This window comes from Desulfoluna sp. CLI2B (genome assembly GCF_056847375.1).
The window spans coordinates 871,519-884,552 of the sequence record NZ_CP186557.1 but is presented as its reverse complement, the minus strand read 5'-3'; the positions used below and the strand labels follow the sequence as shown (position 1 = coordinate 884,552).

The 13,034-nt window shown below is 59.0% G+C and carries 7 protein-coding genes; 4 read left to right on the top strand and 3 right to left on the bottom strand.

Annotated elements, in window-relative coordinates; translation table 11 throughout:
- Positions 1-6 precede the first annotated feature (6 nt).
- Positions 7-786, top strand: coding sequence for a DUF4344 domain-containing metallopeptidase (locus tag ACOYW2_RS04285; RefSeq protein WP_482769515.1), 780 nt, complete (start codon positions 7-9; stop codon positions 784-786).
- Between the two features lie 67 nt (positions 787-853).
- On the opposite strand, the gene ACOYW2_RS04280 is transcribed toward ACOYW2_RS04285, so the two are convergent.
- Positions 854-2,068, bottom strand: coding sequence for an AI-2E family transporter (locus tag ACOYW2_RS04280; RefSeq protein WP_482417304.1), 1,215 nt, complete (start codon positions 2,066-2,068; stop codon positions 854-856).
- A 523-nt stretch (positions 2,069-2,591) separates the two neighbouring features.
- Here ACOYW2_RS04280 and ACOYW2_RS04275 point away from each other — a divergent pair.
- On the top strand, positions 2,592-4,910 hold the full coding sequence (locus ACOYW2_RS04275) for a peptidase U32 family protein (RefSeq protein ID WP_482769514.1): 2,319 nt from the start codon (positions 2,592-2,594) through the stop codon (positions 4,908-4,910).
- On the opposite strand, the gene ACOYW2_RS04270 is transcribed toward ACOYW2_RS04275, so the two are convergent.
- On the bottom strand, positions 4,911-6,278 hold the full coding sequence (locus ACOYW2_RS04270) for an acetyl-CoA hydrolase/transferase family protein (RefSeq protein ID WP_482769513.1): 1,368 nt from the start codon (positions 6,276-6,278) through the stop codon (positions 4,911-4,913). It abuts the gene before it with no gap.
- Between the two features lie 243 nt (positions 6,279-6,521).
- Complete coding sequence (locus tag ACOYW2_RS04265; RefSeq protein ID WP_482769512.1) at positions 6,522-8,336, bottom strand: sigma 54-interacting transcriptional regulator; 1,815 nt, start codon at positions 8,334-8,336, stop codon at positions 6,522-6,524.
- 439 nt (positions 8,337-8,775) lie between these two features.
- Between ACOYW2_RS04265 and ACOYW2_RS04260 the strand changes: the two genes are divergently transcribed.
- Both ACOYW2_RS04260 and ACOYW2_RS04255 read left to right on the top strand, forming a co-directional pair.
- Positions 8,776-12,300: a DUF748 domain-containing protein gene (locus tag ACOYW2_RS04260; RefSeq protein WP_482769511.1), complete on the top strand. Its 3,525-nt coding sequence runs from the start codon at positions 8,776-8,778 to the stop codon at positions 12,298-12,300.
- Complete coding sequence (locus tag ACOYW2_RS04255) at positions 12,192-13,034, top strand: translocation/assembly module TamB domain-containing protein (RefSeq protein ID WP_482769510.1); 843 nt, start codon at positions 12,192-12,194, stop codon at positions 13,032-13,034. Before ACOYW2_RS04260 ends, ACOYW2_RS04255 begins: the two co-directional genes overlap by 109 nt.

Sequence of the window (13,034 nt, the reverse complement as noted above, 5' to 3'; positions counted from 1 at the left end):
CACCCCATGCGTACTCGAAAAGCCCTGGCTGTGGCAGTTTTGCTCCTGCTCTCCGTCAGTCCTGCCCTGGCCTTGAACAAAACCCGTGTCATCTATGGTCCCCCTTCCGGGAAACAAGAAACAGCCATCCAACAAGAGGTAAAGGCATCCGGTGCGGTAGAGGATGTGGCGTCATTCATCAACGACCAGTTCAGCCTCAATGTGCCCCTCAGCCTTGTCTTCGGCAGGGAGGACGGGCCGTTGTATGACCCGCAAACCCAGGAAATCGTCGTTCCCTATGCCTTCCTTCAAGAGGTGAAAGAACGGTTTATCGACGCAGGGTATCCTGAAACCGGTGTAAGCGTAAGCGAGGCAACGATTGATGTGCTTATGCACACACTGTTTCATGAACTTGCCCACGCCCTGATATTTACCTGTGAGCTGCCGGTGGTCGGCAAAGAAGAGGACGCCGCAGACGGCCTGGCAAGCGTGTTGCTCATCGAGTTTTACGAGCATGGTGCGGAGATGGCCCTCAGCGCCGCCGACCTGTTTGACCTTGAAAGTGAAGAGATCGAAACCTTTGCCGACGAAGATTTCCAAGACGATCACAGCCTGGATATCCAGCGGTTCTACACCACGCTCTGCCATGTCTACGGAAGCGATCCCGAAACCTACGCCGACCTGAAAACCGACGCAGGCTTTTCCGAAGACCGGGCCCAAGGGTGTATCGAAGAGTATGAGCGCCTGGCAAAAAGCTGGTTTGCCCTGCTGGAGCCCCATCGCAAGCAAGGCGCTAAATCCCGGTGATTCGCAGTATCACCGGGTTCACACGGCATTCGCAATGACATGCCGCCCTTCCCCAGCCGTGTCGTCCCTACCTGTTGTCCTGATGATTCAAAAACTCATCGAATTCAATGCTGTAGATGTAGAGCAGCACCATGGCCAGCCCGAAGATAATGGGGCCGTACAGAAGACCGATGAGGCCGAAGTAGTTGATGCCGCCCAGGATGGCAAAAAAGATCAGGAGGGTGCTCATGTCGGCTGAGCCCTGCATGAACAGGGGGCGCACGATGTTATCGATCATGCCCACCACCACCACGGACCAGACCGTCATGAAGACGGCGTATCCCCAGTGCCCGGAGATCAGCAGAAAGATGGCCGCGGGGATCCAGATCAGGGCGGTACCCACCAGGGGAACCAGGGACGCAAAGGCCATGGCAATACCCCAGAACAGGGCCGGGAGCCCGGTAATCCAGAAGGCGATGCCACCGGCCAGCCCCTGGGCAAGAGCCGTCACAAAGGTCCCCAGAAGGGCGGATTTGGAGACGGTCTTGATTTTGTCGATGATACGGGATTCCTGGCTGGAGCTTAAGGGGATGAGATGAAGAAGGCTGTCGAAGATCACCTCTTCGTCCCGAACAAAAAAGAAAAAGGCAAAGAGCATCAAAAAAAACTTGCCCACAAAGGAGGTCAGGCCTCCGGCCAGGTTGCCCCCCTGATTCAACAGGGCCTTGCCGATGGTGCGGGTGACATTGAGGATGGCCTCGTCAAAGCGGAGGGCCTGCAAATTAAAATCCGGGAAAAACCGTTCAATGTCCGGGAGCACGCCCTTGCCCCATTCAGCAAACCGCATCACCAGGGGATGGTTTGACAAGGCCTGGTACTTGCCGGTTTCCACCCAGGTGTAGATGGCGTCAAAGGAGTCGATGCCCTGCTGGATAATGGCCAGGAGCATAAAGAGCACCGGCAGGACCACCACCAGGGTCAGCAAAAGGCACGAAAGCGCCGCCGCTGTGTTCTTGCGGCCCTTGAGCCACCCCTCCAGCTTTTTGTTTACCGGTGTAAAGAGCACGGCCAGGATCATGGCCAGGATGATGGTGTGCAGGTAAGGCCTGATGATGTTGTAGCACCCCACGAGCACGACGATGATCAGGACAAACAGAAAATAGTGGGCATTCATGAACGCCCGGCCCGCTTCGGAGGCAGGTTCCGATGTTTTTTTCACCTCGGGGGCTGCGGCCTGGGGGCTCTTTTTTTTCTGTTCTTTACCGGTGGATTTCGCCTTTGCGGCTTTTCGCTTTTTTGCCATAGGGGGACCCTTATCTGTGGTTTTGCCTGCTGGATAGTTTTTCTGGAAGGGTTCGGGGACATTGGCCCGTGCCGCAGATCCTATTTCGGCAACACACGGCCTTTGACACGTTATACATGGCCCCCGGCCATTAGAGAACCCCTAAATTGATCATCGGCGACAGGGCACCGATGGTTCCCACGGCTGCCAACCGTTTCAAGCAAGGGCTAAGGCGCGATAAGTAAGATTCATCATCCTACCTTCAAGTGCGGCGCTCCAAAAACGACCCCATGCCTGTGCGGCATCCGCATGGCAAAGCGGATGTTGGCGGGCCATGCCTTCGGCATAGAAGAATCAATGCAGGAAGCGCCTTGATTGCCGGAACGTTTTTGCGGAGCTTTTTCAAAAAGCGACCCGCCGGAGGCAACTGAGCTTGTTTGCATGGCCCTTACCGGTCCCTTCGTTGACAGCGCCTCAGTGCTAAAAACACCGTCCCAGGCACTTTGCCTTTTTACCCATTTCAACGACGTTGCGACGCATCCTTATGAAGACAGATCTTGAGCTACTTGCACCCGGCGGGGATATCGACGCCATCAAAGCCGCCATTGCCGCCGGTGCGGACGCGGTGTACTGCGGGCTGAACAAATTCAACGCCCGGGACCGGGCCACCAACCTCTCCGCCGAGGACCTGCCCGGCATCGTCAGCCTTGCCCACAAGCACGGTTGCAGCGTGTTTGTGACCCTTAACATCATCGTCGTCGAAAGCGAGATCCCGGCCCTTATCCGCCTTTTAAACACCCTCGTCAACACCCGCATCGATGCGGTCATTGTCCAGGATTTCGGCCTGTTCTATCTTTTGAACAAACACTTCCCGAGCCTGGTCATCCATGCCTCCACCCAGCTCACCACCCACAACGAGGGGCAGGTCCGATTTCTCAGCGCCCTCAACGCCACCCGGGTCAACCTCTGCCGGGAGCTGAACCTGGAAGAGATCAGGGCCCTCACCGACGCCAGCCGCAAGCAGGGCATGGACACCGAGGTCTTTGTCCACGGTTCCTACTGTGTTTCTTTTTCCGGGCTCTGTTACTTAAGCTCGGTGCTCGGAGGCAAATCGGGAAACAGGGGCCGGTGCAGCCAGCCCTGCAGGGACCGGTTTGAAACCACCCCCGCAGGCAGGGAGTACCCCCTGAACCTCAAGGACAACTCGGCCTACGGCAACCTGAAAGAGCTTGCCGAGGCAGGGGTGTACTCCCTGAAGATCGAGGGGCGCATCAAAAAATTCGACTACGTCCACACCGTGGTCTCCTGCTGGAGAAACCAGATTCAAAGCCTCAGCGAACAAGACCGCCTGCTCACCGACACCGGTGACCTTGCCAAGGTCTTCAACCGCGACTTTTCCAACGGATTCCTGGTCGGAGAGATCACCTCGGACATGTTCATCGACAACCCCAGGGACCACTCCATCCGGCAGGTGTCCAAAGAAAACCCCGCCTGCCCCCAGGGCACCAGGGAACGCTTTTACGAGGACAAGGCCGCCCTGTCCGCCAGGGCCCGCCTCGCCGTGGGCCAGCTCCGCATCGAAAAGACGGCCCTCACATTTCGCATCCATGGAGAGCCGGGTGCGCCCCTGGGTGTGTCGGTCTCCAGCCCTGAGGCCTCCTTTTCCGTGGCGTCTGACTCTCCCCTTGCCCCCAGGCGGGACACAAGCGCCCCCGGGGGCCTCAGCCGTGCCGTACTCCTTGAAAAATTCAAGCGTTTCGACAATTCAGAATACCGCGTCGATGCCGTGGACACTGAAAACCTGGCCCCCGGGCTCTACCTCCCCTTTAAGGAGCTCACCGCCCTGATCCGGCGCGTTGCCTTTCTCTTGAACGGCTCCCGGGAACCCGTGGCCCCGGTGGCGGTCCCCTCCCCGGGAAAACCAAAGCCTGTGGATACCCCGCCCGTCCTCTCCGTGGTGATCTCCTCACCCGGGGATATTCCCCTTTGCGAGGCCACCCCTGCCAAGATTTTTTTCCAGCTACCCGAGGCCCTTGAAAACCGGAAAGACGAATTTATCGCGCTGTTCAACCAATTCCCGGAGCTCACCCCCTGGTTCCCGCCCGTGCTCATCGGAGAGGACTACACCGCGGCCCGGGCGATTCTGGAAACCGTCAAGCCGGCCCGCATCGTAACGGACAACTCAGGCATCGCCTTTGACGCCTTCAGGCAAGGCATTGCCTGGATGGCGGGGAGCTGTTTCAACCTCGTCAACTCCTTCGGCCTGCGCTGCCTCAAGGAGCAGTTCGGCTGCTCCGGTGCCATTGTGTCCCGGGAGATCAAAAAAGAGCAGCTCAAACGCCTTGTGCCACCGGAAGGCATGGAGCTGTGCATGGGCATCTACCACCCCGTCACCCTGATGACCAGCCGCCAGTGCCTGCACCAGGGAGTCATCGGGTGCTCCAGAAAGCGATTCGACAAAACGTGCCTTGAAGGGTGCGACAAATCGTCATCCATCACGCACGCAAACGGGGCTACCCTTCACATTCACAAGTCCGGGGGCAACCACCACCGCCTCTACCATGAGACCCATTGCCTCAACACCGAGGTGGTCGCGGACCTGCCCCACACCTTTTCCCGTTTTTTCATCGACCTGCGGGACATCGCCACCCACACAAAAACCGACACGGACAAGGCCGGGCTCATCGCCCTGTTCCATGACCTCCTCACGGGGGTTCCCGGAGCCGAAGCCGCGCTTCACCGAACAATCCGCCACACCACCAACATCCAGTACGTCAGGAACGAACCCTTTTCCCCAACGCCCCCAAAAACGAAAAAACCGGCCCCTGCAAGGGACCGGTTACGTCATCCCACGGGGCCGTGATCACCCCGCAAGGCTCATGGCCACGTCTGCACGGGGCACCAACTCCCTTCTCCAGATATTCATCTTTTCCGCCTCCCGCATGAGGCCCTCCCGGAAATCGGGGTGGGCGATGCCGATGAGGGCTTCGGCCCGCTGCCAGGTGCTTTTTCCCTTGAGGCTGGCCACGCCGTACTCGGTCACCACGTACTGCACGGCAGACCGGGGAAGGGTGACAATGGTGCCGTGATCCACAAAGGGCCGGATCCTTGAGGTGACGGAGCCGTCCCTGTCGGTCTTGGTGGATGCCTGGCAGATAAAGGCCTTCCCGCCCTTGGAATGGTAGCTTCCGTAGGCAAAATCAAACTGCCCACCGGTTCCGGAGATCTGCCTGAACCCCGATGATTCGGAGCAGACCTGGCCGTAAAGGTCCACCTCCACGGCGTTGTTGATGGAGACGGCGCGTGGGTTTGCCGCGATGCGGTGAAGGTCATTGACGTATCCCACGGGATAGCTGGCGCATGCCGGATTCCGATGGATAAATTTGTAGAGTTTTTCACTGCCCAGGGCAAAGGTGTAGACCATCTTCCCAGGGTTGTCGGCCTTCTCCATGTTGGAGATCCTGCCTGCCCGGTACATGTCCACATAGGCGTCCACCAGCATCTCCGTGTGAACCCCGAGATTCTTGATGTCCGAATCGGCGATCATCTTGCCGATGACATTGGGAAGGCTCCCGATGCCGAGCTGCAGGCAGGAACCGTCTTCAATCTGTTCCACCACATGCCGGGCGATGGCCCGGTCCACATCGGATATGGGGGTGCGGGGCAGGGAGACCAGCTCCGTGTTGGTCCCCTGGACCACATAGTCCACCTCGGAGATATGCACGGCCTCGCCATACCCGCCGTAGCAAACCGGCATGTTGTCATTCACCTCAACGATCACCGTCTTTGCCTTGCGGAGCTGGCTGTACTGACAGGAGTTGGCGATGCCGAAGTTGAAAAACCCGGAATCGTCCATGGGCGCCACCTGAACCATGAACACATCGGTGGTCAGGTCCCCGTCATCGTAGATCTGGTTGCCCTCGTGGTAGAGAACCGGGATGTAGCTGCAGCCGCCCCTGTCGTGGAGATACCGCTCACCACCGCTGAAATGAAAGCTGTTGTAGTTGAAGCTTCTGCCCGAAGGATCGGCCAGGGCCACCTTGGGAATCCCCGGGTACCCCACCCCGCGCACCTTCACCGCCTCAAGCTCCCCGGCGCGATGGGCAAGGGCCTCATCCAGGTCCACGGGGCTGCAGAGAAAATTGCCGTAATCCACCCAGTCACCGGACTTGACCAGTTTTACCGCTGTGGCCGCATCCACGCATTTTCGCCCGTACTCGCTTCTGTACATGCCCACCTCCCGGTTCCGTTAAAGGTTATCTTTCCGGCATGTTACTTGAGCAAAGGACGTGCCACAGGCATCATTACAAGATCTAACCAACTGGTTTTACCTGCTTTCACCACAAAACAGACAAGACATGGGCGGGCAAGGAAATGCGACAGGCATGTCGCATAGCAGAGCCATAAAACGCCAGGCAGCTCTACATCAGGGGCTTTTCAACCATGCGACACCAACGCCGCACTTTGCGACACATCATTCGCATGACCGGAGTCTGTGCAGTGCCATTTTCCGCTCAAGGGTCCGTCGGTTAATGCCCAGGCGGTGGGCGGTCTTGCCCCGGTGCCACTTCATCTCCTCCAGGGTTTTGAGGATGTGCGCCCTCTCGGTTTCGGCCAGCAGGGACTTCAGGTCCCTTCCGTGATCGGACACGCTGCGGTACCTTTTGTCCACCGAGGGCATGGCCCCATCTGCTGAAAAGATCTCCGTGAAGTCCAGTTTTTTCAGGGTCACATAGCGATGCAGCACATTTTGCAGCTCCCGGACGTTCCCCGGCCATCGATACCTCTGAAACGCATCCAGAATCGCCGGGGTAATGGGGGGGACCTCCGTTGCACCGGGGTACTGTTTCAAAAAATGATCCATGAGAAGGGGAATGTCCGATGGCCGCTTTCGAAGCGGGGGAAGGTGGATGGGAATGATATGGATGCGGTAAAAAAAGTCCTCCCGCATGAGGCCTTTGGTGATGAGGTTGGTCAGGTCCCTGTTGGTTGCGGCGATGATCCTCAGGTTCGGCTTTCGAACTGTCTTTCCCCCTAGGGCGGTGTACCCGTTGCCCTCAATGGCCCGCAACAGCTTGGCCTGCATCCCCAGGGCGATCTCCCCGAGCTCATCGAGAAACAGGGTTCCGCCGTCGGCCAGGTCCAAAAACCCTTTTTTATCCTGAACCGCCCCGGTGAAGGCCCCTTTTTTGTACCCGAAAAACTCGCTTTCCATGAGAGATTCGGGGATGGCTCCGCAGTTGACGGGAATAAAGCCATGGTCCATGCGATCGCTCAACCGGTGGATTTCCCGCGAGACCAGCTCCTTGCCCGTCCCCGACTCTCCGTAGATAATGATGTTGGCATTGGAGGCGGCGGCGTTCAGTATCACCTCGTAGACCGCCTGCATTTCCGGGCTCTTCCCGATGAGATCCCCGAAGCGGGCGCGTGCGGTCATGGTGGATTTCAGGCGCCTGTTCTCTTTGCGCAGGCTGTCGGCACTGTCACGCAGGCGCTTCTCCTTGAGTTTCCGATCGGTGATATCCGTAAGCAGGGTCTGCTGTTTCCGCACGCTGCCGTCCATGGCACAAATGGGGGTGGAGACCGCCGCATACCACCGGTGGTCACGGGGGTTTAAAAACTCGGATCGCACGGTTTCCCCCTTGAAAACATCTGCCGCTCCACACCACGGGCAAGGCGTTGTCCGGTCATAAATGGCGGAATAGCAGGGGTCCCCCACGGCCTCCCGGCCAACCTGTGCCCTAAGGTGGCCATTCATAAATTCAAGGGTGTAATCCCTGTAAGAGGTGTAGAGATGACCCGGAAAGTTCTCAACGATACCCCGCAACTCATCTTCCCTGAGTTTCAGCTTTTTTTCCGCCTCTTTTCGAGAGGTCACATTCACCAGGGTGGCCACGCTGGTTGAGCCCTGGACCATGTTCAGCTTGATCAGAATATCATAGACATCCCCGTCCCGGTCCATCAGGCGACACTCATACTCCTCCGGGGCCCATGAAGGGTCCTGACGCCGCCTGTGGTGGAAGTGCGTCATCCGCTCCAGGTCCTCTGGCACCACAAACCGCGTCCATTTCATTTTGCCTTCAAGCTCCGCCCGTGAATACCCCACAAGCTCTTCGAGCTTCTCATTCATCATGGAGATCGTCAGGTCCTCTTCGAGAATAACCGAAGGGGCGGTGGATTTTTCAAAAACCCGGCGAAACAACTGAGCCCGGCTGTTGGAAGTCTCTTCTCCGACAAGGCTCTCACCCGCTGGTTTGTCCCTGTTCCCACACACCTTGAGTTCTGTCATCGTCCGCCCCCTGCCATGGTAAATGAACCCTGCCTGCCCCGCCGATCCCGCTGATATGACACGGGACCAAAAATACTCGTGTGGTATCTATCCAGGGGTTTGCAGGACGTCTCCGCCCGTTTGCGTTACACAAACAGTGGTTGCCAAAAAACAAAACGATCCATTGCTAAACATGGTTATTTTGTGCCCGAGCCATTGCCTTCTTGCAAGTATAAACTGGTTTCAGGACCACACGTTTGGTTGCGAGGAATGGCTTTAGCATGTATATATCTCGCAGCGGCTTAAGATAACGTATCATCACGTAAAAGCCTCAACCAACGCCGCTGCCTCCGCCAACCGGAACAAACCGCAGCCCCAAAACTCCGCAGGTTCGGCTCCCGCTCCGCAGACAGCACGTTCACATGCATGCACCGGAATCTGCCCGCAAAAGAGGGTGGCAATGGGGAACTCACAGCGACAGACAAAACGAAAGGTTGTTGCCTACGGTATCGGGATGGTTGCCGTTCTGATGCTTCTGGTCGCGGTGGCCGGTCGCTTCTGGCTCACCTCGGACCACGGCCGCCATTTTCTTCAGGATCGCATCAACAGGGCCATTCCCGGGAGCCTCCACTGGGACGACCTGAGCCTTTCACTGTTCGCAGGACGCATGGAGGTTACCAATCTTCGGCTCCACGACCCGGAGTCTGCCCCCCTTGTCTCTCTGGACCGGCTTGTTGTGAACCTTGCATGGGCTCCCCTTTTGGGCAACACCCTTGCCCTTGAAAACGTCATCTTAGAATCGCCCAAGGTCCTGCTGGCCACGGATGCATCCGGCACATTCAATATCCTCACAGCCTTTCCTGCCCGGGAGCCCGCCCCCCCGACACAAGACAACGACTCGGGGGAATTCCCCTTCAACATCAGAATCGACGCCCTATCCCTCACAGACGGCTTTTTCCAATACGAACACCGAAATGCCCCTGAGCCCCAGGGACGGATTGTCGCAGGCACCGTCGGCCTCTCGCTGGAGGATGCAGACCTCCGGGAAAAAACCATTCGGGCCTCCCTTCGCCTCGGGGGCGGGGAAATCAACATGGCGGGCATCACAACAGGGGTCGATGCCTTGCGGATCGACGGCCATCTCAACGGCGACCGCCTGAAGTCCCTCGCCCTGGCCCTGGAATCTGACCTTGTGGCCCTGGAGGCCAAGGGCCAGGCCGAAGACCTTTTCGAGCGCCCCCTCTTTGATATCGACCTCACGGCCACCACTGCCCTCACCACCGTAAAAGAGACCTTTCATCTCCCTGCCACCCTCTCGGGCCCGGTCACCCTCAACCTGACGGCCCGCGGAACCACCGACAACCCCAGCGCGCACCTGACCCTCTCCTATTCCGGGGGCGAGATCGCGGGTATCCAGGTGGACCGGGCCGGCCTGGCCTGTACCCTTGAAGAGAAACAGCTGGCCCTCAAAAAGCTCAATATCGATGCCCCCCTGGGCCAGGTCAAGGGTACCGGGAGCCTCGACCTCCGGGAAGCCTTCGCCCGGGGGTTCACCGCCCAGCAAAGAAACCTCGACGCCATGGCCTGGCACCTGGAACTGAGCCAGACCGGCACCGCCCTTGAGGCGTTTTCCCGCAACGTCCCGGGGCTGGCCGGTGCGCTGCGGTCGGATCTTACCATCGATGGTACCGGGGCCTCACCTTCTGTCATGTCCGCGGAGGCTCAACTGGACGCCTCAATCCAAACGCTTACCCTGGTCCAGCTCCCCGACCCCGTGGACCTCGACCTGAAAACCCGTCTCACCCTGGACAACAACCGCCTGGCCCTTCGCAACCTGAGCATCAAAGCCGGAGAGGCCTCCGTTAACGGGACCGGAAGTTTTGACCTTGCGTCCTCAAACATTGAAACCGAACTCTCCCTTGCCATCCCAAATCTTGCCGACCTTCGCCTGGCCCCTGAAGCTGCCGGACTTACCGGCCGACTGACCCTGGACGTCGGGATAACCGGAACCACTGCCCACCCGGTGGCCGAGGCCAGCCTTCAGGGAGACGCATTAGAGCTCGGGGGTCATGCCCTCGGCACCCTTCGCATGGCAGCCGGCCTGGACCGATCCGGTCAGCTCACCATCCACGAGCTGACCCTTGAGGAAGAAGACTCCCGGCTCCGCGCCCAGGGTTCCATCCATCTCCTGAAAAGCAGGTTGGAACCCGGCTCACCGGCCCAGCTCTCCCCCACCCTCCCCGTGGACCTTGACCTGGCCTTTGAACACATCGACACCGAGGCCTTCCTGGCAAGCGCCGGTGTCTCGGGCATTCTGGACGGGACCCTCTCCTGTAAGGGTCCCCTCAGGTCTCCCTCGGCCCGCCTTGCCCTGTCAGGCCGCTCTCTGGCCGTTACGGACTATCGAATCGGAGACCTCGAAGTCCTTGCCCTACTCAAGGACGGCATGCTCTCCATGGACACAGCCCGGTTGACAAATGGCCAATCCCAACTGGAACTCTCGGGAACGGCACGCCTCCTCGAACCTGAAACCGGGGCCGTGATGGCCCACCCCGCCTTTGATGTCACCCTCAAGGCCGAAGCCTTCAACTTAAACGATGTCACCCCCCGGATGTCGGGACAGGTCTCCATCGACGCACGCCTCTCCGGCAACACGGCTGCCCCCCGGGGCAGCCTCTTTCTTGGGGCGGAAAAACTCAACCTTGGCGTTCAGACACTCCACGAGGTCACCCTGGCCTCCCGCATGGAAGACAACCGGGTGACCATTGAGGAACTCACCGTGGTCCTGACCCCGGGAGAGGAGCTGAGAGCAGACGGCTGGTTTTCCCCTGTCGAAAAGACCTACGCCCTGCAGCTCAAGGCCCGGGACCTGGACATTGAGGAGATCGAATTCATCGGTGAAAAAAACGCGGCCAAAGGCCAGCTCAGCCTGGACATCACCGGGGAGGGGAGCCTGGACAATCCCCGGCTCAAAGGAAACATGGTCGTCACCGACCTGTTCCTGAACAACGAGCCCTTTGACGACGGCAGCCTCGAATTGACCCTCAGGGATCAGGAACTCCGGGTCCGGGGAGACCTCGTGGCGGAGCTGTCCGGCAGTTACAATCTCGTCACCCACCTCTTCTCCGCCAGCGCGCGCCTGGAGCAAACCCGGCTGGAGCCCTTTTTCAAAATGGCGGGCCGCAGGACCCTTACAGGGACCGTCACCGGCCTCATCGAAGCCCGGGGAGACGCCACCTCACCCAAGACCCTCACCGCCGATGCAACCGTGACAGAGCTCACCGCCTCCCACGACGGAACGGCCCTCATCACCAAAGGGGCCTGCAACGCCTCCTTTGACAACGGCACCCTGCGGGTGGAGGCCCTGAACCTCTCCCTCTTCGACCAGGGACACCTTGACATCAACGGCACGGGGTCACCGGACGGCACCCTGGATTTTTCCCTGGACGGTGCCGTTCCCATGGAGGTGCTCCACCTCTTCACCGAAAGCCTCGGGGACATCACCGGAGACATCACCCTTTCTGCCCGCCTCACCGGCACACCCAAGGAGCCGGACTTTAACGGGGACCTCGTCCTTAAGGAGATCGGCTTCACCGTGCCGGTCCTGGGCCAGAAACTCCAGAACCTCAACGGTCGCATGGCGATCACGCCCAAAGCCCTCACCGTTAAGACCATCACCGGCAATCTCGACAAGGGGCAGTTTGACTTTTCCGGCACCCTGGGGCTGGACCATGTGACCCCAAAGGCCATCAAGGCAAGGCTCAGGGCACAGGCCCTTCCCCTGACTCTGCCGGGCACCATGGAGCTTTGGGTCAACGGCGACCTGACCTATGAAGGCACACCGGAGCACGCCCTCATCTCAGGGGGATTATCCTGGTGGAGGGGCGCTACTTCAAAAACGTCCGGCTGGGGCTCATCGACAACCTGGGCCAGCGACGCCGGGAGCAGTCCCCTGTCACCCGAAGGCGCGACACCCCTATTCTGAACAACACGGAGCTCAACATTTCCATCCGACACCGCTCCCCCTTTGTGGTGGACAACAACATTGCGCTGATGGACCTGAAGCCCACCCTCACCGTCTCCGGCCCGTTGAGCCGGGTCCTTGTCAATGGACGGGCCGAGGTGGAATCCGGCACCATCTCCTACCTGGGCAAAGAGTTTGAAATCAAAAAAGGGGTGGTGGACTTTATCAACCCCTACAAAGTCGAGGCGACCATTGACGTGGACAGCGAGATCGTCATCAGGCAATGGACCATCACCCTGAAGGTTTCGGGGGTGGAGGACAACCTCAAATTCGAGATGAGTTCGGTGCCCGAGGAGAGCGACTCGGACATCCTCTCCCTCATCGTCTTCAACAAAACGCACAACGAAATGGTCAGCGGAGAGGGCGGATCCAGCCAGTCCACCAAGCAGATCCTTGCCGACATGGTGACCCGCACCCTTGAAGGGAGCCTCAAGGAGGCCACGGGCCTGGACACCATAGAAATGACCTACACGGAACGCACGGACCAGGATGATGCCGACGATGTCAACATCACCGTGGGCAAAGAGCTCTCCAAACGCATGACCCTCAAATACGGGGTGGGAACCAAAAACGGGGTCACGGTCCAGAGCGCCATCACCGAGTACAAGTTCTACGAAAGCCTCCTGATGAACGCCTTCCGGGACACGGACGGGGACTTCGGCGGCGAGCTGGTCTTCCGGCTGGAGATGAGGTGA

Excerpts from the sequence above, each read along its gene's own strand:
- ACOYW2_RS04280 (WP_482417304.1), bottom strand. The coding sequence starts at position 2,068 with ATGGCAAAAAAGCGAAAAGCCGCAAAGGCGAAATCCACCGGTAAAGAA.
- ACOYW2_RS04270 (WP_482769513.1), bottom strand. The coding sequence starts at position 6,278 with ATGTACAGAAGCGAGTACGGGCGAAAATGCGTGGATGCGGCCACAGCG.
- ACOYW2_RS04260 (WP_482769511.1), top strand. The coding sequence starts at position 8,776 with ATGGGGAACTCACAGCGACAGACAAAACGAAAGGTTGTTGCCTACGGT.
- ACOYW2_RS04265 (WP_482769512.1), bottom strand. The coding sequence starts at position 8,336 with ATGACAGAACTCAAGGTGTGTGGGAACAGGGACAAACCAGCGGGTGAG.
- ACOYW2_RS04285 (WP_482769515.1), top strand. The coding sequence starts at position 7 with ATGCGTACTCGAAAAGCCCTGGCTGTGGCAGTTTTGCTCCTGCTCTCC.
- ACOYW2_RS04275 (WP_482769514.1), top strand. The coding sequence starts at position 2,592 with ATGAAGACAGATCTTGAGCTACTTGCACCCGGCGGGGATATCGACGCC.